This is a genomic window from Pseudoxanthomonas suwonensis 11-1 (assembly GCF_000185965.1).
GTDB lineage: Bacteria > Pseudomonadota > Gammaproteobacteria > Xanthomonadales > Xanthomonadaceae > Pseudoxanthomonas > Pseudoxanthomonas suwonensis_A.
In genome coordinates this window covers 253,933-275,916 of sequence record NC_014924.1, presented here as the reverse complement: position 1 = coordinate 275,916, position 21,984 = coordinate 253,933, and the positions used below count along the sequence as shown (strand labels likewise).

The following is a 21,984-nucleotide window of genomic DNA, read 5'->3' as shown; positions in this document are numbered from 1 at the left end:
CACGCCCCGTCCCCCCTGCCGTCTCAGGCCACTGCGCGGCGACCGAAGCCGGCCAGGCGGCGGGTGCCGCGGCGGCGCGCCTGGGCCCGCGGCCGCATCTGGCGCAGGCGCCGGGCCAGGGCCGGCGCGGCGGCCGGCAGGCGGAAGCGGTGCAGCGCCCACCAGGCCGCCAGCGGCATCCCCACCAGCCACAGCGGCAGCCAGCCGATCCATTCCGAGGAGCCGCGCAGCGCCGGCACCAGGCAGACGCCCAGCAGGCCGGTGGCGAACCAGTAACGCAGGGCCTTCTCCAGGCCCGATTCCGGCGCGTCGGCGGATTGGAGGTGGCGGGGCGCGGCGGCGGGGGTGGGCGACCAGTTCGACATGGCTGCAGCTCCTTGTTGGGAGGCGCAGGTTGCCGGGGGTCCATCTCACAGGCTGCGATGCCACCCTCCCGGACTGGAGGGGAGCGGCTTGGCCCCTCCCCCTCCCGGGGGAAGATCGGACGACAATCTCACCGGTCGCCGGACATGCACGGCATGCGCCCCTCCAGTGTGGGCGGCCATGTACCTGTCCCGCGAGCGCCGGCCTGCGCCGGGCTACCGACCCTCGCCCCTCTCCTCTCCCCGAAGGGAGAGGAGGGATGGCTTAGCCCTTTCTCCGCCGGGTGGGCCGACATGCCTGCGCGCCACCGGCACGCATGGCGGTGAACGCCCGCCTCCCATGGACGCGCTGAGCGGAGGTTGGGGAGAGGGTCGCGGTGCCTGCGATGTCGCTTGGGCGCCGGATATACACGGGATGCCCCCCGTCCGGTGGGGGAGGCTACAGAGCGGGTCATTGCCGACGCAGACGGGCCCGGAGCGCCACTTCCCACTCGCGCGAGCGCTCGCATGGGGCGTGTTGCCGATCCTCACCCCGACCCCTCCCGGGGGAACGCGGAATAGCCTCAGCGGTCGTACTGCGACAGCGCCAGCGACAGCAGGCTCTTGGCCTGCTCGCGCAGCATCTGCGGCTCGACGATCTCGGCGTCGGCGCCGTAGTGCAGCACGTCCATCAGCAGCTCGCGCGGCACGCTGTAGGGCACCTTCAGCTCGTAGCGGCCGTCGGGCAGGAAGCGGCCCTGCTGGCGCGAATGCCAGTGCTCGTCGGCCACCCAGCGCGCGACCTTGGGGCTGAAGACGATGGTCGCCCAGCCCTTGGGCTCGCCGGAGAAGATGCCGTAGCTGGAGGCGAAGTGCTGGTCCAGCACCGTGTCCTCCACGTCCTGCGCGGCGTCCTCCAGGACCCGGGCCTGCATGATCCGGTCGACGGCGAAGCTGCGCAGGGCCTCGCGCTCGTGGTCCCAGGCGTCCAGGTACCAGTTGTCGCGGTAGTGGGTGATGCGCTGGGGCGAGACCTTGCGGCGGGTGGTCTCGTCGGTGGAACGGGCGCGGTACTCGAACGCCAGCCTGCGCCGCTCCAGCACGGCCGAGGCGACGGCGCGGAAGCTGGTCTCGTCCAGGCGACGGCCGCGGTGCGGGATCACCCGCACCCGCTCGACCGGCCAGCGGCTGGTGCCGGCCTGGGCGGACAGCAGGCCTTCGATGCGCTGCTGCAGCGGGGCCAGCACGCTCGACAGCACGCCGGCGCCGGTACGCCGCAGCAGCTGCTGCGAGGCCAGCAGGGCGTACAGCTCCTCGGAGCTGAGCCACAGCCCGGGCAGCTCGAACCGGTCGCTCTCGGCCGCGGCGTAGCGGAAGCCCGCCTCGCCATCGCCCTCCACCGGCGCCATCAGCGCGTCGCGCAGGAAGGCCAGGTCGCGGTAGACCGTGGCCCGGGAGCAGCCAAGCTCCTCCTGCAGGCGGGGCACGGTCACCGGATAGCGCGCCGCCTTGAGGATGCGGTGCAGCGCGTTGATGCGTTCGTAGCGGTCCATAGGCGCCGATTATGCGTTGTTGCAGTCAACGCTGCGACGGCGGCTTCGCCGCCCCGCGGGTCCATGCCGACCGGCCTGCCCGGACCGCTCGGCCGGCGCTTACAGGAACTCGCCGGCGCCGCGCTCCAGCAGCTCCGCGGCCAGGCGCGAACCCAGGGTCTGCGGGTCCGCCGCCGGACCCTCCCCTTCGGCGCGCACGGCACGCCCGTCGGCGGCCGAACCCACCAGCGCCTGCAGCCGGAGGGTGCGGTCATGCAGTTCGGCGTAGGCGGCCACCGGCACGTGGCAGCTGCCGTGCAGGCCGCGGTTGAGCGCGCGCTCGGCCTCGATCACGGCGCGGGTCGGGGCGTGTTCCAGCAGCGACAGCAGGCCGATGGTGCGTTCGTCGCCGGCGCGGCACTCGCAGGCGACCACCGCCTGCGCCGGTGCCGGCAGCCACTGCGGCGGCACCAGGCGGGCGCGGATGCGCGCATCCAGGCCCAGGCGCTGCAGTCCGGCGCAGGCGAGGATGATCGCGTGGTACTCGCCGGCGTCGAGCTTGGCCAGGCGGGTGTTCACGTTGCCGCGCAGGTCGCGCAGCTGCAGGTCCGGGCGGCGCGCGCGCAGCTGGGCCTGGCGGCGCAGCGAGGAGGTGCCGACCACCGCGCCCTGCGGCAGCGCGTCGAGGTCGGCGAAGTCGTTGCTGACGAAGGCGTCGGCCGGATCGGCGCGCTCGAGCACGGCCGGCAGCACGAAGCCCGGCTCCAGCTCCATCGGCACGTCCTTGAGCGAATGCACGGCGCAGTCGGCCTCGCCCCGCTCCATCGCGATCTCCAGCTCCTTGAGGAACAGGCCCTTGCCGCCGATCGCCGCCAGCGAGCGGTCCAGCACCTCGTCGCCACGGGTGCTCAGCGGCACCAGCACCACCTCCAGCCCGGGATGGGCGGCGCGCAGGCGGGCGGCGACGTGTTCGCTCTGCCACAGGGCGAGCGGGCTCTTTCGGGTGGCGATGCGCAGGGTGTCCATGCGCGCATTATCGGTGATGGCGGCCTGCCGCGCCTTGCGCGGTCCGCTTGCAACACGGGCACCCCTGGGGCTGGCCGCCTACGGCGCGAGTTCAGGGTTGCTGCAGGGCCTGGCGCAGCTGCGGCACGCAGCGCCGGCTGACCTCGAGCGGGGTGCCGCCGCTGCGCAGCAGCGCGTGCACGTGGCCGTCCGGGGTGCGCTTGAGCTCGGCCAGTTCGCGCCGGGCCACCAGGCAGTTGCGGTGGATGCGCACGAACAGGTCGCCGAACTCCTCCTCCAGCGACTTCAGCGACTCCTCGATCAGGTCCTGGCCGCGGGCGTGGTGCACGACCACGTACTTCTCCTCGGCCTGCAGGTAGCGCACCTCCTCCAGCGGGATCACCCGCAGGCTGCCGCGCAGGCGCGCGCACAGCTGGGTCCGCCGCGGGGCGACCGCGGGACGCCCGGCGAGGAAGGTGCGGACGCGCTCCAGGGCCACGGCCAGGCGTTCGGGCCGCACCGGCTTGACCAGGTAGTCGATCGCCGCGGCCTCGAAGGCCGACAGCGCATGCCCGTCGTAGGCGGTGCAGAACACCACGGCGGTGGCCGGATCGCTGTCGGCCAGGCGCCGCGCGACTTCCAGCCCATCCATGCCGGGCATGGCGATGTCCAGCAGCACGGCGTGCGGCTGGTGCATGGCGCAGGCGTCCAGCACCTCGCTGCCGTCGCCGGCCTCGGCCACCACTTCCACCCCCATGTCGCCGGAAAGGAGCGTGCGCAGGCGCTCGCGCGCCAGCGGCTCGTCGTCGGCGATCACCAGCTTCAGGCTGTGCATCAGGCAGATGTCGGATTTTCCCCGCGGCCATGGTAGCCGCCGCGGAGGCCGCGCGTCACCCGCCTGCTCCGGGGCGCGCCTGGACGGCGCCAGCGGATCAGCGGAAACGCCGCTCCAGCCAGTCGCCGAGGTCGGCGATCTCCTGGGCGCAGACCTGGTGGGCCATCGGGTAGTGGTGCCATTCCACCTCGAAGCCGGCCTGTTCCAGCGCGCGGGCGCTGGCCACGCCGTGCTGGACCGGGATCACCGGGTCGTCCTGGCCGTGGGCGAAGAACACCGGCTGGGCCACCGAGTTCACCTCGCGCGCCGCAGCCGCCGTGGCGCCGCCGGGCAGGTAGGTGGACAGGGCGATGAGGCCGGCCAGCGGCTCCCGCCGGCGCAGGCCGGCGGCCAGGGTGATCGCGCCGCCCTGGGAGAAGCCGGCCAGCAGCAGGCGCGAGGCAGGAATGCCGCGCTCGGCCTCGCGTGCGATCAGGGCCTCGACCTGGGCGATCGACTCCTCCACGCCCGCGGCTTCGGCGCGGGTGGCGAAGTCCATGCCGACGATGTCGTACCAGGCGCGCATCGGGGTGCCGCCATTGATCGTCACCGGGCGCACCGGCGCGTGCGGGAACACGAAGCGCAGCGCCGGCCAGTGCGGGCGCACCAGCTCGGGCACGATCGGGGCGAAGTCATGGCCGTCGGCGCCGAGGCCGTGCAGCCACACCACGGTCCATTGCGGGTTGGCGCCGGTTTCCTGTTCAACGGTCTGCAGCAGCATGGGGTTCCCCCTGAAAGCCAAGCCCGACAGTATGCCTCGCCATGGGCGCTCACCAGGCGGCCATGGGACGGGCGTGGGGCTGGCTCAGGCGCGGCCGCGCAGCTCGGCGGCGCGACGCAGCACCGGCGGCGGCTGCAGTTCCTCGGGGATGCAGAGGATGCCGTGGCGGCGCAGCCACTGGCCCGGGCCGCGGGCGGAGGTCAGCCACACGGTCGGGATCGACAGCACCATGCCCAGCACCACCGGCAGCATCCACAGCGCCAGGCCGGGCGAGACCGCCCAGGACAGCAGGCCCATGAACACGCCGAACAGGGTGATGCCGCCGTAGCTGCGCACCAGCGCCGACAGCGGCACGCTGCCGTCGTCGCGCTGCTGCGCTTCCCAGCCGGAGTCGCGGCCGGCCAGCACCTCGGCAACGCCACGCGACTGGCGGAACATCACCACCGGCGCCATCAGCGCCGCCAGCACGCTCTCGATCAGGACGCCGGCCAGGGCGCGGGCGGCGCCACCGCAGCCACGGCGCTCGGCCGGATCGCCAAGCATCGCCACATAGCCGAGGATCTTGGGCAGGAACAGCACCAGCATGGTGCCGGCGAACAGCCAGGCCACGCGCTCGGCATCCTGGCGGGTCCAGTACTCCACCGGCGAGAAACCGGCCAGCTGGAACCCGTCCCAGGCCAGGTCGGCGTGGTACAGCGGGATCGCCAGGCCGATGAGCATCAGCATCGCCCACATCGGCGCGGTGAAGTAGTGGCCGATGCCGACCATCATGTGGCTGCGGCTGACCCAGTGCAGGCCCGAGGCGCCGACCACCTTCATGTGCTGCAGGTTGCCCTGGCACCAGCGGCGGTCGCGCACCATCATGTCGGTCAGCGACGGCGGGCCTTCCTCGTAGCTGCCGTCCAGCTCCGGCACCAGGTGCACGGCCCAGCCGGCGCGGCGGATCAGCGCGGCCTCGACGAAGTCATGGCTCAACACGTGGCCGCCGAACGGGCCGCTGCCGGACAGCTCGGGCAGGCCGGCGTGGGCGGCGAAGGCCTCGGTACGGACCATCGCGTTGTGGCCCCAGTAGTTGCTTTCCGAGCCGTGCCACCAGGCCACGCCATGGCCGATCACCGGGCCGTAGACGCGCCCGCCGAACTGCTGCATGCGCGCGAACAGGGTGTTGCCGTTGACCACCCGCGGCAGGGTCTGCAGCAGGCCCACGCCCGGATGCTTCTCCATGGCGCCGGCGAGGCGGACCAGGGTCTGGCCGCTCATCACCGAGTCGGCGTCCAGGATCAGGAACTGCGGGTAGGCGGCGCCGAAGCGCTGCACCCACTCCCCGATGTTGCCGGCCTTGCGGCCGCAGTTGTCCGCACGGCAGCGGTAGAACAGGCGGCCTTCGGCGCCCAGGCGCTCGCGCAGGGCGCGGAACTGGGCGATCTCCTCCGCCACTACCTCGGGCCGGCGGCTGTCGCTGAGGACGAAGAAGTCGAAGGACTCGAGCTGGCCGGTGGCGGCGACCGACTCGTACACCGCCTGCAGGCCGGCCAGCACCCGGGCCGGATCCTCGTGGTAGGTCGGCATCAGCAGCGCGGTGCGGGTCTGCAGGCGTGGCAGCGGGCCCTCGGCCGACAGGCCCAGCGGGTTGCGGCGCCTGGTCAGCAGCACGCAGAAGCCGGCGAAGGCGGTGACGGCGGACAGCGCGATCCAGGCGAACAGGGCCACGAACAGCCCCAGCAGGCACATGTCCAGCAGGCTCAGGCCCTCCACCCGCAGCACCTGGGTCATGCCGAAGGTGGCGACGGCGGTCAGCAGGGCGGTGGTTCCGATCACGGCGGCGCGGCGCCAGCCGATGGTCGCCGGCGAGGTCGCCGGGCGCACGGGGGACAGTCCACCCTCGCGCAGGGACTGGCGGGGCATCGGCAGCGGGGCCGCCTGCGGCAGCCAGGCCTCGGCGGCCAGCGCATGCGGCGGCCTGGGCGCAGGGCGGCTCGGGGCAGCGATGCCGATCGATTCGATGACTTGCAACACGGGTCTCTCCCTCTGTCGCATTCCGGTTCCTGGCTTGGCCAGTCCGGAAGCGTCGCATTATTGTGCGCCGCACAAAGGGCTTGGACGCGGCCGAAGGGTATTCCCGTTCAGCCGCGTGTTTGCCTTGCGAAGGAAGGGTTAGCCGGCGTTCTGTGACCTCAGTCCAGTTCTTCGGGCGGTACGACCAGCCCGTCCGGATCCACCGCCAGGCGTCCGGCCATCAGCACCGCCTGGGTGCGGTTGCCCACCCCCAGCTTGCGCAGGACCGCGGTGACGTGGGCCTTGATGGTCGCCTCGGATACGCCCAGGTCGTAGGCGATCTGCTTGTTCAGGCGACCCTCGCCAAGCATCTGCAGGACCCGGAACTGCTGCGGGGTCAGCTCGCGCAGGCGCTGGGCGACCTCGTGCTCGTCGCGGCTGACCGCCGGGGCGGCCGCCGCCGCCGCCGGGGCCCAGCGCTCGCCGTCCAGCACGGTGCCGACCGCGGTGCCGATGGTCTCCGAGTCGGCCGACTTGGGGATGAAGCCCAGCGCGCCATGGTCCAGCGCCCGCCGCATCACCCCCGGCTCCTCGCGGGCCGAGACCACCACCACCGGCAGCTGCGGGTGCTGGGCACGCAGGTGCACCAGCGCGCTGAAGCCGTGCGCGCCGGGCATGTTGAGGTCCATCAGCAGCAGGTCGGCGTCCGGATGCGCCTCGACCAGGCCATAGAGCGCATCGACGCTGTCGGCCTCGTGCAGTTCGGCGCCCGGCAGGATCCGCTGGATCGACCCGCGCAGGGCCTCGCGGAACAGCGGATGGTCGTCGGCGATCAGGATTGTCATAAGGGCCGTGATTGGGGATTCGTGATTCGTGATTCGTAAAAGCAGGGGGCGGCAGGACCGCCGCCCCAATGATGACCGAAAGAGCGCCTTGCCCTTGCGAATCACCAATAACTAATCACGAATCACCGCCTCACTTCACCTTGCGCTCGGAGACCAGGGACTCGACCACGGAGGGGTCGGCCAGGGTCGAGGTGTCGCCCAGCTGGTCCGGGGCGTTCTCGGCGATCTTGCGCAGGATGCGGCGCATGATCTTGCCGGAGCGGGTCTTGGGCAGGCCCGGCGCCCACTGCAGGTGGTCGGGGGTGGCGATCGGGCCGATCTCCTTGCGCACCCAGGCCACCAGCTCCTTCTGCAGCTCGTCGGTGGGCTGCTCGCCGGCCTTCAGGGTGACGTAGGCGTAGATGCCCTGGCCCTTGATGTCGTGCGGGAAGCCGACCACGGCGGCCTCGGCCACCTTCGGATGGGCGACCAGCGCGCTCTCCACCTCGGCGGTGCCGATGCGGTGGCCGGAGACGTTGATCACGTCGTCGACGCGGCCGGTGATCCAGTAATAGCCGTCCTCGTCGCGGCGGCAGCCGTCGCCGGTGAAGTAGGTACCCGGGTAGGTGCGGAAATAGGTGTCGATGAAGCGCTGGTGGTCGCCATACACCGTGCGCATCTGCCCCGGCCAGGAATCCAGCAGCACCAGGTTGCCCTCGGCCGCGCCCTCCAGGACCTTGCCGTCGGCGTCGACCAGGGCCGGGCGCACGCCGAAGAACGGCAGGGTCGCCGAGCCGGGCTTGAGGTCGATGGCGCCGGGCAGCGGCGAGATCAGGATGCCGCCGGTCTCGGTCTGCCACCAGGTGTCCACCACCGGGCAGCGCCCGTCGCCGACCACGTCGTAGTACCAGCGCCAGGCCTCGGGGTTGATCGGCTCGCCCACGCTGCCGAGCAGGCGCAGGCTGGAGCGGCTGGTCTTCTTCACCGGCTCCTCGCCCTCGCGCATCAGCGCGCGGATCGCGGTCGGGGCGGTGTAGAAGATGGTGACCTGGTGCTTGTCGATCACTTCCCAGAAGCGAGACACGCTCGGGTAGTTGGGCACCCCCTCGAACACCAGCGAGGTGGCGCCGTTGGCGAGCGGGCCGTAGACGATGTAGCTGTGGCCGGTGACCCAGCCCACGTCCGCGGTGCACCAGTAGATGTCGTCCTCACGCAGGTCGAAGATCGCCTCGTGGGTGTAGGACGCGTACAGCAGGTAGCCGCCGGTGGTGTGCAGCACGCCCTTGGGCTTGCCGGTCGAACCGGAGGTATAGAGGATGAACAGCGGATCCTCGGCGTTCATGCGCTCCGGCTCGCACTGCGCCGGCTGGCCATCGACCACGTCGTGGAACCAGCGGTCGCGCGGGGCCTGCATGTCGACCGCGCCGCCGGTATGGCGCACCACCAGCACGGTTTCCACGGTGTTGGTGCCGGGCAGCTTGAGCGCGGCGTCGACGTTTGCCTTCAGCGGGATCTTCCTGGAACCGCGCAGGCCCTCGTCGGCGGTGATGATCAGCTTGCTGCCGCAGTCGATCACGCGGTCGGCGATCGAATTGGGCGCGAAGCCGCCGAACACCACCGAGTGCACCGCGCCGATGCGCGCGCAGGCGAGCATCGCCACCACCGCGTCGGGGATCATCGGCAGGTAGATGGTGACCCGGTCGCCCTTGGCCACGCCGAGGTTGCGCAGCGCGTTGCCCAGCCTGCACACGCGCTCGTGCAACTCGCGGTAGGTGACCTTCTGCACCGGCGCGTCCGGGCTGTCCGGCTCGAACAGGATCGCGACCTTTTCGCCGCGCTCGGCCAGCTGGCGGTCCAGGCAGTTGACCGAGACATTGAGCTCGCCGTCGGCGAACCAGCGGATGCGGAAGTCGTCCAGGTCGTAGCTGACGTCCTTGATGACGGTCGGCTTGCGGAACCAGTCCAGACGCTCGGCCGCCTTGGCCCAGAAGCCCTCGGAGTCCTCCACCGATTCGCGGTAGAGGCGCTGGTATTCGTCCTTGCCGATGCGTGCGCTCGCGGCGAACTCGGGCTTGACGGGGTACAGGTCGGACATGGCTTCCCTCCTCCAGAATGCCTTGACTGACGCCATGCGCGGGAAGCGCGCGGCTACGGCCCGAGTTTGACGCAAGGCTCGTGACGCAATGCAGCAGTTCGGGTACTACCTTGGTCGAAAGGTCCCTGGCCCGGCCACCCCACCTGGCGGCCGCGCCCAGCAACGGCGGGCCCGGGCCCTCCATACCGTGGCATTTTCGACTAATGGCGAATATGCGCTCGCATGGCGCCGTGAGAAGTGTGCCGTCGCGACCAGCCGCGAGGGGCGGGTGGCCGCCATTTCGAAAGCACTCATTCGCAGCACAAGGGAGAGAGGGGCAATGAGCATGCATCCCGCAAGACTGGTACGCAGGCCGCTGGCAGCCGCAATGCTGCTCGCGCTGGCCGTGCCTGGCGCCGCCATGGCGCAGAGCGACCGCGAAAAGGAACTCGAGGCGAGGGTGGCCGAACTCGAGCGCCAGGTGCAGGCGCTGGTAACGGCCACCACCCAGCAGCAGGCCGCGCAGCCGGCGGCACCGGCGGTTCCCGCCGGCAAGCAGCCGATCCAGGCCACCACCATCACCCCGTCCGCCAACCCGGGCACCACGTTCTCGTACACCGGCTTCATCAAGATGGACGCGATGGTCACCGAGACCAGCGACGGCCGCATCGCCGACGGTTCGTCGGGCCGGTTGTTCTACGTGCCGAGCACCATCCCGGTCGGCGGCCCCGGCGCCGACGGCGGCGATCCGTACACCGACTTCCACGCGCAGTTCTCGCGCTTCGGCCTGGGCGTCGACCACGTCACCGCCGATGGCAACAAGTTCAAGGGCTACGTCGAGGCCGACTTCTTCGGCGGCGGCAGCAACGCCCTGGCCGGCAACGAGACCGCGACCAACACCTATGCCGTCACCCTGCGCCACGCCTACGTCAGCTGGAACAACTGGCTGGCCGGCCAGACCTGGTCCAACTTCATGGACGTGGCCGCCCTGCCCGACGCGGTGGACTTCGTCGGCCCGACCGACGGCACCGTGTTCGTGCGCCAGGCCCAGGTGCGCTACACCAACGGCCCGTGGTCGGTCTCGGTCGAGAACCCGCAGACCACCGTCACCCCGTACCTGAGCTCCGGCGCGCGCTTCAACAGCGGGGACAACATCGCCCCCGACATCACCGCGCGCTGGCTGACCAAGGGCGACTGGGGCCACTTCACCGTCGCCGGCCTGGTGCGCCAGTTCAAGTGGCTGGACGAGACCGAGACCGGCGCCGCGCTGAGCGTCTCGGGCAAGTTCAACCTCGGCGCCACCGACGACATCCGCTGGGCGGTCAACGGCGGCAGCGGCATCGGCCGCTACCTGGCCTTCGGCGTCGGCAGCGACACGGTCGCCGATGCCACCGGCGCGCTGAACGCGGTGGACGGCTACGGCGGCTTCGTGGCCTGGCGGCACGTGTTCAGCCCGAAGGTCCGCACCAACCTGATGTATGCCACCTCGCAGTTCGACAACGACACCGCCCTCACCGGATGGGCCGTTACCGAGCGTACCCAGTCGGTCCACGCGAACCTGATCTACTCGCCGTTCCCGAAGCTGGACGTGGGCGCGGAAATCAGCTGGGCCCAGCGTTCTCTCGAGGATGACCGCGAGGGTGACCTCAAGCGTCTGCACACCTCCATCAAGTACAGCTTCTGAGGAAGGGGATCCATATGAGCAGCACAGCAGCACACGCCTCCAAGGGCGAGCTCACTGCAGGCCACAAGAAGGTCATCTTCGCGTCGAGCCTGGGCACGGTGTTCGAGTGGTACGACTTCTACCTCTACGGTTCGCTGGCGGCCATCATCGCCAAGCAGTTCTTCAGCGGCGTCAACCCGACCACGGGCATGATCTTCGCGCTGCTGGCCTTCGCCGCCGGCTTCTTCGTGCGTCCGTTCGGCGCGGCCTTCTTCGGCAGCCTCGGCGACCGCATCGGCCGCAAGTACACGTTCCTGGTCACCATCCTGATCATGGGCATCTCGACCTTCCTGGTCGGCGTGCTGCCCAACTACGAGTCGATCGGCATGGCCGCGCCGGTCATCCTGATCATCCTGCGCCTGGCCCAGGGCCTGGCGATGGGCGGCGAGTACGGCGGCGCGGCGACCTACGTGGCCGAGCACGCCCCGGTCGGCAAGCGTGGCCTGTACACCAGCTTCATCCAGACCACCGCGACCCTGGGCCTGTTCCTGTCGCTGCTGGTGATCCTGGGTTGCCGCCTGGGCCTGGGCACCGAGGCGTTCGAGGCCTGGGGCTGGCGCATCCCGTTCCTGGCTTCGATCGTGCTGCTGGGCGTTTCGGTGTGGATCCGCCTGCAGCTGAGCGAGTCCCCGCTGTTCCAGCAGATGAAGGCCGAGGGCAAGGGCTCCAAGCAGCCGTTCCGCGATTCGGTCAAGAGCGGCAACCTGAAGCTGATGCTGCTGGTCCTGTTCGGCGCCACCGCCGGCCAGGCGGTGGTCTGGTACTGCGGCCAGTTCTACGCCCTGTTCTACCTGCAGAGCATCCTGAAGGTCGACTCCACCGCCGCCTACCTGCTGATCGCCGCGGCGCTGGCCCTGGCCACCCCGTTCTTCCTGTTCTTCGGCTGGCTGTCCGACCGCATCGGCCGCAAGAAGATCATCATGGCCGGCTGCCTGCTGGCCGCCGTGACCTACTTCCCGATCTTCAAGGGCCTGACCCACTACGCCAACCCGGCCGCCGAGGCTGCCAGCCTGAGCTCGCCGGCCGTCGTGATCGCCGATCCGGACACCTGCTCGTTCCAGTTCGATCCGGCGGGCGTGCGCAAGTTCACCAGCTCCTGCGACGTGGCCACGGCCGCGCTGGCCCGCGCCGGCGTCCCGTACACCATCCAGGCCGCGCCGAAGGGTTCGGTGGCCGAAGTGCACATCGGTGAGCGCCCGGTGACCTCGTATGACGCCGGCCAGTTCTCCGGCGACGAGCTGAAGGCCAAGGCCAGCGAGTTCGGTGGTGCGCTGAAGGCCGCACTGAACGACGCGGGCTACCCGGAGAAGGCTTCGACCGAGAACATCAACATCCCGATGACCATCCTGCTGCTGTGGATCCTGGTCATCTACGTGACGATGGTCTACGGCCCGATCGCCGCCTACCTGGTGGAACTGTTCCCGACCCGCATCCGCTACACCTCCATGTCGCTGCCGTACCACATCGGCAACGGCTGGTTCGGCGGCTTCCTGCCGGCGATCTCGTTCGCCCTGGTGGCGGCCTCGGGCAACCTGTACTACGGCCTGTGGTATCCGATCATCGTCGCGTGCATGACGCTGGTGATCGGCACCCTGTTCCTGCGCGAGACCAAGGACGCCGACATCAACTGACCGATGCGGCAGTGCCGGTCCGCCCGCGGACCGGATGCGACACCGGCGCCGGCCCCTCCATGGGGCCGGCGCTTTTTCATGGGTTGGAAGTGGGCTGCGGCTGCAGCAGCCCGGCGGGAAGCAGGCCCCTCTCCTACCGGCAGCGGGGTTGGGGAGAGGGTCGGTCTCCCGGCATTGGCAACCGACGCGTCACTATCCGCCTACCGCGTAACCGACACCGCCTGGAACACTCCGGGCCATCGAGCGGCTGGTGATATGAGATCAATCCTTGCGCGCTGCTTCCGCCTCGCGAAGCCCCAGCCCCAGCAGGATGCCGACCAGTGCGGCATAGACGCTGGTGGTGGTCTGGTGGGCGAACATCGACTGGGTCAGGCCGCACAGCACGAACACCGACACCAGCACCGCGCCGGCGGCGGCGACGCCGCGCATCCGCGGTGCACCGGCACGTCGCCACATCCGCAGGAACATCAACAGCGGCACGCCGTACAGCAGCAGCAGCGCGGACACGCCGGGGATGCCCATGGTCGCGGCCCATTCGGCCAGGTCGTTGTGGGCATGGCCTAGATGGCAGCGCGCGGCCGGCCGTGGCGCCTGGCACGCCGGCAGCTGCTCGACCATGGCACGGTCGAACTGGGCGAAGCCGACCCCCGTCCACGGCCGTGCGGCGATGGCGTCGCTGGCCACGCGCAACCGCTCCAGGCGCGCGCCGGCCGAGGAATCATGGTCGCCGGCATCGATCTTCTCGATGTCCTGCTGCAGCTCGGCCAGGCGCATCTGGTCGCTGATGCCCGGTACCACGAAGACCAGGGCGATGATCCCGGCCAGGCCGGTGCCCATCAGCAGCATGCGGTAACGCCAGCTCTTCCAGCCGCTGCCCAGCACCAGCACGCCCAGCAGCAGGAGCATGCCCGGCCAGGCACCACGGGTGCCGCTGAACAGGATCGCGACCACCCCGCAGGCCAGGCCGAACACCGTCCAGTGCCAGCTGCGCGGTGGCCGGCAGAACACCGCCAGCACCATCAGCAGCAGCACGACGTCGGCGAACACGATCGCGTTCACCCAAGCGGAGGCGCGGTCCAGGCCGGACACCACCTGGACGAAGGCCACCACCACCGCACAGGCCAGGCCGACCATGGCGCCACGCCACAAGGCCGCCAACGGTGGCTGCAGCGCCCAGGCCCAGGCCATCGCCCAGGGCAGCACCAGCAGGCGGTCGCGGCTGTCGATGCCTCCCCCGCCCGACCAGTGGCTGGAAACCATGGCCACGCCCATCGCCAGCAGGGCGACGCCGCCGGCCAGGGCCAACGGCAGGCCGATCCGGCGCGCGCCAAGCACCGCGGCCGGAGCCATCAGGGTGGAGACCAGCAGCAGCAGGCCGAACGGCAGCAGGCCCTTGGGAACGGTCAGCGCCAGCGCCGGCAGGCACCACAGCGCAGCGGCGGCAAGCTGCCGCGCGCGTTGCGTGTGCATTCCCTTCCGGTCGCCGTCGTCGTGCACCCTGCCCTCTGCCCGCTCACCCCCGAGCGGGCCATCTTGGGGAGCGCACGCGGAACGAAGGCTGAGCCGGGTCGCACTATCCGTCGTCCTCGCCGTCCTGGTTGGCCGCCGCGCGTGCCTTTTCCTCCTCGGTGGCCACGCACGGGCCGGTCACCGCCTGCGCCGGCACCAGGTACCAGCGGCGGCGGTTGGAGATGCCGGCCAGCTCGATCCGCTCGCGGTCGATGCACTGCTCCAGCACGTCCTCCAGTACCAGCAGCCAGCGCCCCGGCGCCTGCGCCTGCCAGGCCACGCCCAGCTGCAGCTGCTCGTCCCAGGGCCGCTTGAAACCGAAAGTGGCGGCCGGGCGATCGGCCATCAGCAGGTTCTGTTCCTTCCAGGCGACCAGGCCCAGCTCGGCGTCCGGACCGATCCGCGCGCCAGCCGCGGTCATGACCCCGCGCGCGGAACTGGCGTCGTTGAGCAGGCCGTAGCCGACCAGGCCGAAGGTGACCCACAACCCGGCCAGGCCGCCGAACAGCGCGGCCAGTGCATGGCGGCGGAACGCGAGCACGCAGCCCAGGCACCACACGCCGATCGCCAGCAGCATCCAGCCGCCGGCGATGATCGCCTGCGGATCCAGTCCGCGCCGGTCGCGCAGGCGTTCGTCCAGCGAACCATGCCCGGACAGCAGCGCGGCGCCGCCGTACAGGAACAGCACCGCCACCAGCACCGCGAGCCCCAGCAGCAGCCACCGCGCCGCGCGCCTGCGCAGCAGGCCGGGCAGCAGCGGCGCCAGCACCAGGCACATCATCGGCAGCGCCGGCATCACGTACACGTCGCGCTTGCCGTCGGGGATGGAGAAGAACACGACGATCAGCGCCCACCACGCCAGCGGCAGCAGGTAGCGCGGATCGAGCCGGCGCAGGCGCCGCCGCCACGCCGGGATCGCCCACGGCAGGGCCAAGGCCGGCGGGATCCACATGCTTGCCATCACGCCGAGGTGGTACCACCACGGCTGGTGGTGGTCCCAGGACCGCGAATAGCGCCCGGCGGTCTGCCGGAACAGGATGTCGTCCAGGTAGGCGCGGTACTCGGGCAGGTCCTGCGCCAGCGCCACGCTGACCACCGGTACCAGCCACAGCGACACGGCCAGCAGGAAGGCCAGCGGACCGAGCCAGGAGCGCGCATCGCGCAGGTGCAGGCGCACGCCCGGCCAGCCGCGCAGCGAGGCGAACGCCGCCGGCAGCAGCATCAGCAGCGCCAGCACGCCCACGCCCTTGGTGATGGTGCCGATGCCGGCGAAGAACCAGCCCAGGATCCACCAGCGCCAGGCCGGGCCCAGCAGCAGGTGGCGCAGCAGGCCGTAGTTGGCCAGGGTGATGAAGAAGGTCACCAGCGGGTCGATCTGCGCCTTCTTCGCCTGCCAGGTGAACTGGAACGCGAACAACAGCGCCCACGAGGCGTAGAGGCCGATGCGCCGGGTCCACAGGCGGCCGGCCAGGTCCTGCACGCACCACAGCGTGCCCAGGCCCGCCAGCAGCGATGGCAGCAGGAACGACACGCGCCAGTCCGAGGTGATCGTGTAGAACGCCGCCTGCAGCCACATCAGCATCGGCGGCTTGTCCGAGTACAGCTCGGTGCCGCGGTGCGGGAACAGCCAGTTGCCGCTCTCCACCATCTGCTTGGCCACCAGGGCGAAGCGTGGTTCGTCGGCCGGCCACGGATCGCGCAGGCCCAGGCCCGCCCCGAGCACCAGCAGGGCCATCGTCCAGAACAGCCAGTAGTCGCGCTTGCGCAGGTCCTGCATCGGCATGGCCGGGGTACTCGTGGTGGCGTCGGGCGTCAGGTCACTCGGATTTCCGCAGGCGTGCGTAGAAGAAGCCGTCCATGCCGTCCTCGCCGGTCAGGCGCTGGCGGCCGGGACCTGCGGCATGGCCGAAGGCTTCCGGCAACGGCACCACGACCGCGTCGGGGGTACGGGCAAGGAAGGCCTCGACCTGGCCGGCGTTCTCCTCCGGCAGGATCGAGCAGGTCGCGTACAGCAGGATGCCGCCGGGCCGCAGCATCGGCCACACCGCATCCAGCAGGCGTGCCTGCGCGGCCACCAGCGAGCCGATGTCCTCGGGCCGGCGGTGCAGCAGGATGTCCGGCTGGCGCCGGACCACGCCGGTGGCCGAGCACGGCGCGTCCAGCAGGATCGCGTCGAAGGTGAAGCCATCCCACCACAGCGCCGGGGCGGTGGCGTCGACCGGGCGCAGCTGGACGCGCTCGCCGAGCAGGCCGCCGCGACGCAGGGTGTCCTCGACCCGGGCCAGGCGGCGCGGGTCCACGTCCAGCGCCAGCAGCTCCAGGGTCGGATCGCGTTCGATCAGGTGCGCAGCCTTGCCACCCGGCGCCGCGCAGGCATCGAGCACGCGCGCGCCCGGCTCCGGGGCCAGGGCGTCGGCGGCCTGCTGCGCGGAACCGTCCTGGACCGCGACCAGGCCCTGGTCGAAGCCCGGCAAGGCGGCGACCGGCACCGGCTCGTCCAGGCGCAGGCCGTCGGGCAGGCGCGGATCGAGCGAGGCGGAGATGCCGGCCTCCTCCAGCCGGGCGCGGTATTCGTCGCGCCCGACCAGGCGGCGGTTGACCCGCAGCCACAGCGGCGCGGCATGCGCGCTGGCCGCGAACACCGCCGCCGCGTGCTCCGGCCAGGCCGCCTCGAGCTTCATGCGCAGCCAGCGCGGCCAGGCCGCCGCCGGATCGGCGGCCGGGAAACCCTCGCGCTGGGCACGGCGCAGCAGGGCGTTGACCAGGCCGGCCTGGTGCGGACGGCCCAGCGCGCGCGCGGCCTCGACCGTGGCATCCAGTGCTGCGTGCGCCGGCAGCTGCAGCGCGTCGAGCTGGGCGCAGCCGGCCAGCAGCAGGGCCACCAGGGAACCGTCGCCGGCGCCCGGCGGCTTGGCCATCCAGCCGCGCAGCGCGGCCTCGTAGCGGTGGCGGCCGCGCAGGGCGGCGAACACCACCGCCTCGAGCAGGGCGCGGTCGCGCGGATCGGCCAGGCGCGGCAGCACCGGGGCCAGCTCGGACTTCAGCGAGCGGCCGCGGTTGACCACCGCGTCGAGCACGCGCGCGGCGTGCACGCGCACCTCCACGCCCGGGGCCAGCGGCCGCTCCGGGCGGGAGTTCTGGGGACGCCGCGAGGGCGGACGGACGTCGGCCACCGTCAGCCAGCCACCAGGTCGCGACGGGCGTTCAGCCAGTCGGCCGCGGTGATCGCGCGGCCACCCTCGCGCTGCACGGTGCGCAGGCGCAGCACGCCTTCGCCGCAGGCGATGTCGATGCCGTCGCGGCTGGCGCCCAGCAGGGTGCCGGGGGCGGCGCCATGGGCCTGGTCCACGGCGATGGCGCCATGGATGCGCAGGCGTTCACCGGCGACCGGGGCCTCGGCCACCGGCCACGGGTTGAAGGCGCGCACGGTCCGGGCCAGCTCGACGGCAGGACGGTTCCAGTCCAGCCGCGCCTCGGCCTTGTCCAGCTTGTGGGCGTAGGCCACGCCCTCGGCCGGCTGCGGACGCGGCACCGGGCGGATCCCGGCGCGCAACAGGCCCAGGCCGTCGCCCAGCACCTGCGCACCCAGCTCGGCCAGGCGGTCGTGCAGCTGGCCACCGGTCTCGGCCTCGCCGATCGCGGTGCGCTGCTCCAGCAGCACCGGGCCGGTATCCAGGCCCGCTTCCATCTGCATCAGGCAGACGCCGGTTTCGGCGTCGCCGGCCTGGATCGCGCGCTGGATCGGCGCGGCGCCGCGCCAGCGCGGCAGCAGCGAGGCGTGCACGTTCCAGCAGCCGTGGGTCGGGATGGCGAGCACGGCCTTGGGCAGGATCAGGCCATAGGCCACCACCACCATCAGGTCCGGCTTGAGCGCGCGCAGCTGTTCCTGGGAAGCGGGGTCGCGCAGGCTTTCCGGCTGGAACACCGGGATGCCGCGGCCGACCGCCTCCAGCTTGACCGGCGAGGCCTGCAGCCCGCGGCCGCGGCCGGCGGGCCGGTCCGGCTGGGTGTAGACGGCCACCACCTCGCCGCGTTGCGCGGCGACGCGCAGGGAAGGCACCGCGAAGTCCGGGGTGCCTGCGAATACGATCCTCATCGGGTCATCATCTCCGGATGGCCCGTCCGCCCGTGGGCGGTACGGGGGCCGGCCGGCACGCGGCCGGCGGCCCTGGGGGTTGCGGGGCGCCGCGATAGGGGCGCCACCGGGCTCAGGCGGCGTGCCTGCGCGCCTTGGCCAGCTTCTTGCGCACCATCTCGCGCTTGAGCGGCGAGAGGTAGTCCACGAACAGCTTGCCTTCCAGGTGGTCCATCTCGTGCTGGATGCAGGTGGCCAGCAGGCCATCGGCGGCCAGCTCCTGCTGCCTGCCCTCGCGGTCGAGGAAGCGCACGACGATGGTGTCGGCGCGGGTCACGTCGGCATAGATGCCGGGGACCGACAGGCAGCCTTCCTGGTAGACCCGGCCGCCCTGGCTCTGGACGATCTCCGGGTTGATGAACACCATCGGCGCGGACTTGTCCTCGCTGGTGTCGATGACCATGAAGCGCAGGTGCTGGTCGACCTGGGTGGCGGCCAGGCCGATGCCCGGCGCCTCGTACATGGTCTCGAACATGTCGTCGACCAGGCGCTGGAACCCGGGCGTGGTGACCTGCGCCGGCTCGACCTGTGCGGCCTTGGTGCGCAGGCGCGGATCGGGGAATTCGAGGATGGGCAGCAGGGCCATGGCGGGCGCTCCGGGGAATGGCAAGCAGGTTCGGTCGGTCGGGGGACCGGCCAGCGTCCGCAATTCTACCGCGGATGCTTGCGCTGGGACCGGGTTTCTGGACTATAGTCGGCGGACCTGTTGGGGAATCAGGCGGATTTCAACCATGCTCACGCGTCTTCGGACGGTCTTCGCCGTCGCGATGCTGACTGTCGCTACCTATGCGCTGGCGGTCGAACCCGCCGGTACCCATCCCGATACCTACGTGGTCCGCAAGGGCGACACATTGTGGGACATCGCGGGACGTTTCCTGCAGAAGCCGTGGCTTTGGCCGGAGATCTGGCAGGCGAACCCGCAGGTGGCCAACCCGCACCTGATCTATCCGGGTGACGTGCTGAGCCTGGCCTACCTGGACCGCGTCGCGGTCGACCCGGGTCCGCGCGACGAGGCCCCGATCGGCGCCATCCCGCTGTCGGACATCGAACCGTTCCTGAAGAACCTGCGGGTGACCGACGCGTTCGAGCACCTGCCGTACGTGGTCGCCTTCGAGGACAACCGCCTGCGCGGCAGCGCCGGCCAGGCCGCCTACGTCCTCAACCTGCCGGGTGCCGAGATCGGCCAGCGCTACGCCGTGGTCCGCCCGACCCTGCGCTACGCCCAGCCGCGTCCGAACCAGGACCTCGAGGCCACCGGCAACACCATCCGTGGCGACGGCAACCTGTGGAAGGAGTTCACCCCGCCGTCCGAGCGCAACGAGTTCCTCGGCTTCGAGCTGGCCCAGGTCAACGTCGGCACCATCACCCGCCTGCCGGGCGGCTCGGTCGACGTGGCGACCCTGGCCCTCGAGGACGGCAACGGCAAGGAAGTGCGTCCGGGCGACCGCCTGATCCCGGTCGAGCCGCAGCCGTACGACCTGCAGTTCTTCCCGCACGCCCCGCAGGCCCTGCCTTCCGAGGTGCGGGTGCTGGCCGTGGCCGACTCGTTCACCGCCGGTGGTCCGCGCGACGTCATCGCCATCTCGGCCGGCGCCCGCGACGGCATCGACAACGGCACCGTGGTCTCGCTGTGGCGCCATGGCACCAGGGTCAACGACCGCGTCACCGGCGGCGCGACCTCGCGCACCAACGACCGCTACAGCGGCGGCGGCGTGGGCCTGCCGGAGGAGTACGCGGCCCACGCGATGGTGTTCCGCACCTTCGACAAGGTCAGCTACGCCCTGGTCATGGACGGCGTGAAGCCGGTCCGCGTCGGCTACAACGCGCGCCACCCCGACGCGCAGTAACCGCGGAAAAATCCTACGCGACAAAGCGACGGCGCCCGAGGGCGCCGTCGCCGTTTCCGGGCCACGATGCACGCATGTCCGTCACCCTCGCCGAATTCCCGCTCCGCCCCGCCAGCAACCGCGAACCATTGCTGCGCCTGCTGCTGGCCGGCGGCCCGCGCGCGTCGCGCCGACGCCTGCTGGAATCGCCCGGGCTGCCTCCAGGCATCGAGCTTGCGGCGCGGATGGCCGCGGTGCCGCGCGCCGTGCTGGTCCGCTGCGAGGCCTGGCTGGACCAGGCCGGCCACCACCTGCTGGCCTGGGACGACCCGCGCTACCCGCCCCTGCTGCGGCAATGCCCGGATGCGCCGCTGGGCCTGTTCGTGGCTGGCGACCCGGACCTGCTGTGGCGCCCGGCCCTGGCCGTGGTCGGCAGCCGTTCGGCCAGCGCCGGCGGCCGCGACAACGCCCGCGACTTCAGCCGCGCTTTCTGCCGTGCCGGCCTGGTGGTGGCCAGCGGCATGGCGGCCGGGATCGACGGCGCCGCCCACGAGGCGGCCCTGGACAGCGGGGGGACCACGATCGCGGTGCTGGGAACCGGGCCGGACCTGCCCTACCCCCGCCACCACGCCCGGCTGATGGAGCGGGTCGCCGCGCAGGGCGCGGTGGTCAGCGAGCACCCGCCCGGCACCCCGCCGCGGGCGCAGAACTTTCCCGGCCGCAACCGGATCATCGCCGGGCTGGCGCTGGGCACCCTGGTGGTGGAGGCGGCGCTGCGTTCCGGCGCCCTGATCACCGCCCGGCTGGCGGCCGAATACGGGCGCGAGGTGTTCGCCGTGCCCGGCTCCATCCACCAGCCGCAGGCGCGTGGCTGCCACCGCCTGATCCGCGAGGGCGCGCAGCTGGTGGAGCAGCCGCTGGAGGTGCTGGAAGGCATCGCCGGGCTGGCCGGGCGCCTGGCCCTGGCCCTGGAACCGGATGTCGCTCCGGAGGGGGCTTCAGCGGGCGGCACGGAAACCGCGCCACCGCTATCGGCCGACCACCAGCGGTTGTGGCGGGCGCTCGGCCACGACCCAATCCCTATGGATGTACTGGTTGAACGGACCGGATTGACGCCTGCCAGCCTGTCGTCCATGCTGCTGGCCATGGAACTGGACGGGCGGGTGGTGGCCGAACATGGCCGCTATGCGCGAAGGTCCACGGCCGGCGCCAGCGCCGCCTGACCGGGCAACCGCCGTCCTGCCCTGGTTCCCCACCCACCGCGCCCCGACCAGGGCGCAGGCCGAGGGCAATGAAAGAAAGCATCCTGGACGTCCTGCTCTACCTCTTCGAACACTACATCGCCGACGATGCGGACACGCTGCGCGACCGTGATCCGCTCCAGGCCGGCCTGATCGAGGCCGGTTTCACTCCCGCCGAGATTGCCAAGGCCTTCGACTGGCTCGATGGCCTGGCCCAGCAGCGCCCCGGTGCGAGCGAGCCGCGCTGCAACGGTCCCGTGCGCGTGTTCCACGGCCCTGAGCTGGACAAGCTCGACGTCGAATGCCGCGGCTTCCTCGCCTTCCTCGAGCAGCAGGGGGTGCTCGACGCCGCCCAGCGCGAACTGGTGGTGGACCGCGCCATGGCCCTGGACCAGGACGAGCTGGACCTGGACGATCTCAAGTGGGTGGTGCTGATGGTGCTGTTCACCCAGCCCGGCGCCGAGGCCGCCTATGCGTGGATGGAAACCCAGATGTTCGGCGAGGATCCCGAACCGGTGCACTGAGCCAGCCCGCATCCGCCCAGCGTCAACCC

At 71.4% G+C, this 21,984-nt stretch carries 18 protein-coding genes; 5 read left to right on the top strand and 13 right to left on the bottom strand.

Features of this window, described 5'->3' with window-relative positions:
* Nucleotides 1–23 precede the first annotated feature (23 nt).
* The 8 genes from PSESU_RS01225 to acs all read right to left on the bottom strand — a co-directional run bounded on the left by PSESU_RS01225 (nucleotide 24) and on the right by acs (nucleotide 9,387).
* Nucleotides 24–365 (bottom strand): hypothetical protein, encoded by a 342-nt coding sequence (locus tag PSESU_RS01225; protein ID WP_013533938.1) that lies wholly within the window; start codon nucleotides 363–365, stop codon nucleotides 24–26.
* Nucleotides 366–925: 560 nt separating this feature from the next.
* On the bottom strand, nucleotides 926–1,894 hold the full coding sequence (locus PSESU_RS01220) for a helix-turn-helix transcriptional regulator (RefSeq protein WP_013533937.1): 969 nt from the start codon (nucleotides 1,892–1,894) through the stop codon (nucleotides 926–928).
* 99 nt (nucleotides 1,895–1,993) lie between these two features.
* The gene (gene hemC / locus PSESU_RS01215; protein WP_013533936.1) at nucleotides 1,994–2,899 is read right to left on the bottom strand and encodes a hydroxymethylbilane synthase; all 906 of its coding nucleotides are present in this window, start codon (nucleotides 2,897–2,899) and stop codon (nucleotides 1,994–1,996) included.
* A 91-nt stretch (nucleotides 2,900–2,990) separates the two neighbouring features.
* Nucleotides 2,991–3,713, bottom strand: coding sequence for a LytR/AlgR family response regulator transcription factor (locus PSESU_RS01210; RefSeq protein ID WP_013533935.1), 723 nt, complete (start codon nucleotides 3,711–3,713; stop codon nucleotides 2,991–2,993).
* A 97-nt stretch (nucleotides 3,714–3,810) separates the two neighbouring features.
* Nucleotides 3,811–4,470 (bottom strand): alpha/beta hydrolase, encoded by a 660-nt coding sequence (locus PSESU_RS01205; RefSeq protein ID WP_203415182.1) that lies wholly within the window; start codon nucleotides 4,468–4,470, stop codon nucleotides 3,811–3,813.
* An 87-nt stretch (nucleotides 4,471–4,557) separates the two neighbouring features.
* Complete coding sequence (mdoH, locus tag PSESU_RS01200; protein ID WP_081459293.1) at nucleotides 4,558–6,510, bottom strand: glucans biosynthesis glucosyltransferase MdoH; 1,953 nt, start codon at nucleotides 6,508–6,510, stop codon at nucleotides 4,558–4,560.
* Between the two features lie 137 nt (nucleotides 6,511–6,647).
* Nucleotides 6,648–7,313 carry a response regulator transcription factor gene (locus tag PSESU_RS01195; protein WP_013533932.1) on the bottom strand — a complete coding sequence of 222 codons (666 nt, stop codon included), beginning with the start codon at nucleotides 7,311–7,313 and terminating at the stop codon, nucleotides 6,648–6,650.
* 130 nt (nucleotides 7,314–7,443) lie between these two features.
* Nucleotides 7,444–9,387: an acetate--CoA ligase gene (gene acs, locus PSESU_RS01190; protein WP_013533931.1), complete on the bottom strand. Its 1,944-nt coding sequence runs from the start codon at nucleotides 9,385–9,387 to the stop codon at nucleotides 7,444–7,446.
* Nucleotides 9,388–9,706: 319 nt separating this feature from the next.
* On the opposite strand from acs, the gene PSESU_RS01185 reads away from it, so the two are divergent.
* Nucleotides 9,707–11,050 (top strand): DcaP family trimeric outer membrane transporter, encoded by a 1,344-nt coding sequence (locus PSESU_RS01185; RefSeq protein ID WP_013533930.1) that lies wholly within the window; start codon nucleotides 9,707–9,709, stop codon nucleotides 11,048–11,050.
* 14 nt (nucleotides 11,051–11,064) lie between these two features.
* Nucleotides 11,065–12,720, top strand: a complete 1,656-nt coding sequence (locus PSESU_RS01180) for an MFS transporter (protein ID WP_013533929.1) — start codon at nucleotides 11,065–11,067, stop codon at nucleotides 12,718–12,720.
* Nucleotides 12,721–12,981: 261 nt separating this feature from the next.
* Here the strand turns inward: PSESU_RS01180 and PSESU_RS01175 are convergent, their stop codons facing one another.
* The 5 genes from PSESU_RS01175 to def all read right to left on the bottom strand — a co-directional run bounded on the left by PSESU_RS01175 (nucleotide 12,982) and on the right by def (nucleotide 18,950).
* Nucleotides 12,982–14,190 carry an O-antigen ligase family protein gene (locus tag PSESU_RS01175; RefSeq protein ID WP_049782263.1) on the bottom strand — a complete coding sequence of 403 codons (1,209 nt, stop codon included), beginning with the start codon at nucleotides 14,188–14,190 and terminating at the stop codon, nucleotides 12,982–12,984.
* Nucleotides 14,191–14,293: 103 nt separating this feature from the next.
* Nucleotides 14,294–16,012, bottom strand: a complete 1,719-nt coding sequence (locus PSESU_RS01170; protein WP_013533927.1) for an ArnT family glycosyltransferase — start codon at nucleotides 16,010–16,012, stop codon at nucleotides 14,294–14,296.
* Nucleotides 16,013–16,046: 34 nt separating this feature from the next.
* The gene (gene rsmB, locus PSESU_RS01165; RefSeq protein WP_013533926.1) at nucleotides 16,047–17,402 is read right to left on the bottom strand and encodes a 16S rRNA (cytosine(967)-C(5))-methyltransferase RsmB; all 1,356 of its coding nucleotides are present in this window, start codon (nucleotides 17,400–17,402) and stop codon (nucleotides 16,047–16,049) included.
* A gap of 2 nt (nucleotides 17,403–17,404) precedes the next feature.
* On the bottom strand, nucleotides 17,405–18,325 hold the full coding sequence (gene fmt / locus PSESU_RS01160; protein ID WP_013533925.1) for a methionyl-tRNA formyltransferase: 921 nt from the start codon (nucleotides 18,323–18,325) through the stop codon (nucleotides 17,405–17,407).
* A 112-nt stretch (nucleotides 18,326–18,437) separates the two neighbouring features.
* On the bottom strand, nucleotides 18,438–18,950 hold the full coding sequence (def, locus tag PSESU_RS01155) for a peptide deformylase (protein WP_013533924.1): 513 nt from the start codon (nucleotides 18,948–18,950) through the stop codon (nucleotides 18,438–18,440).
* A 145-nt stretch (nucleotides 18,951–19,095) separates the two neighbouring features.
* Here def and PSESU_RS01150 point away from each other — a divergent pair, with 145 nt between their 5' ends.
* The 3 genes from PSESU_RS01150 (at nucleotide 19,096) to PSESU_RS01140 (ending at nucleotide 21,955) form a co-directional block, all read left to right on the top strand.
* A complete protein-coding gene (locus PSESU_RS01150; protein ID WP_013533923.1) occupies nucleotides 19,096–20,211 on the top strand; it encodes a LysM peptidoglycan-binding domain-containing protein in 1,116 nt (371 codons plus the stop codon).
* Between the two features lie 74 nt (nucleotides 20,212–20,285).
* Nucleotides 20,286–21,413: a DNA-processing protein DprA gene (dprA, locus tag PSESU_RS01145; protein WP_013533922.1), complete on the top strand. Its 1,128-nt coding sequence runs from the start codon at nucleotides 20,286–20,288 to the stop codon at nucleotides 21,411–21,413.
* Nucleotides 21,414–21,481: 68 nt separating this feature from the next.
* Nucleotides 21,482–21,955: a DUF494 family protein gene (locus tag PSESU_RS01140; RefSeq protein WP_013533921.1), complete on the top strand. Its 474-nt coding sequence runs from the start codon at nucleotides 21,482–21,484 to the stop codon at nucleotides 21,953–21,955.
* Nucleotides 21,956–21,984: the final 29 nt, after the last annotated feature.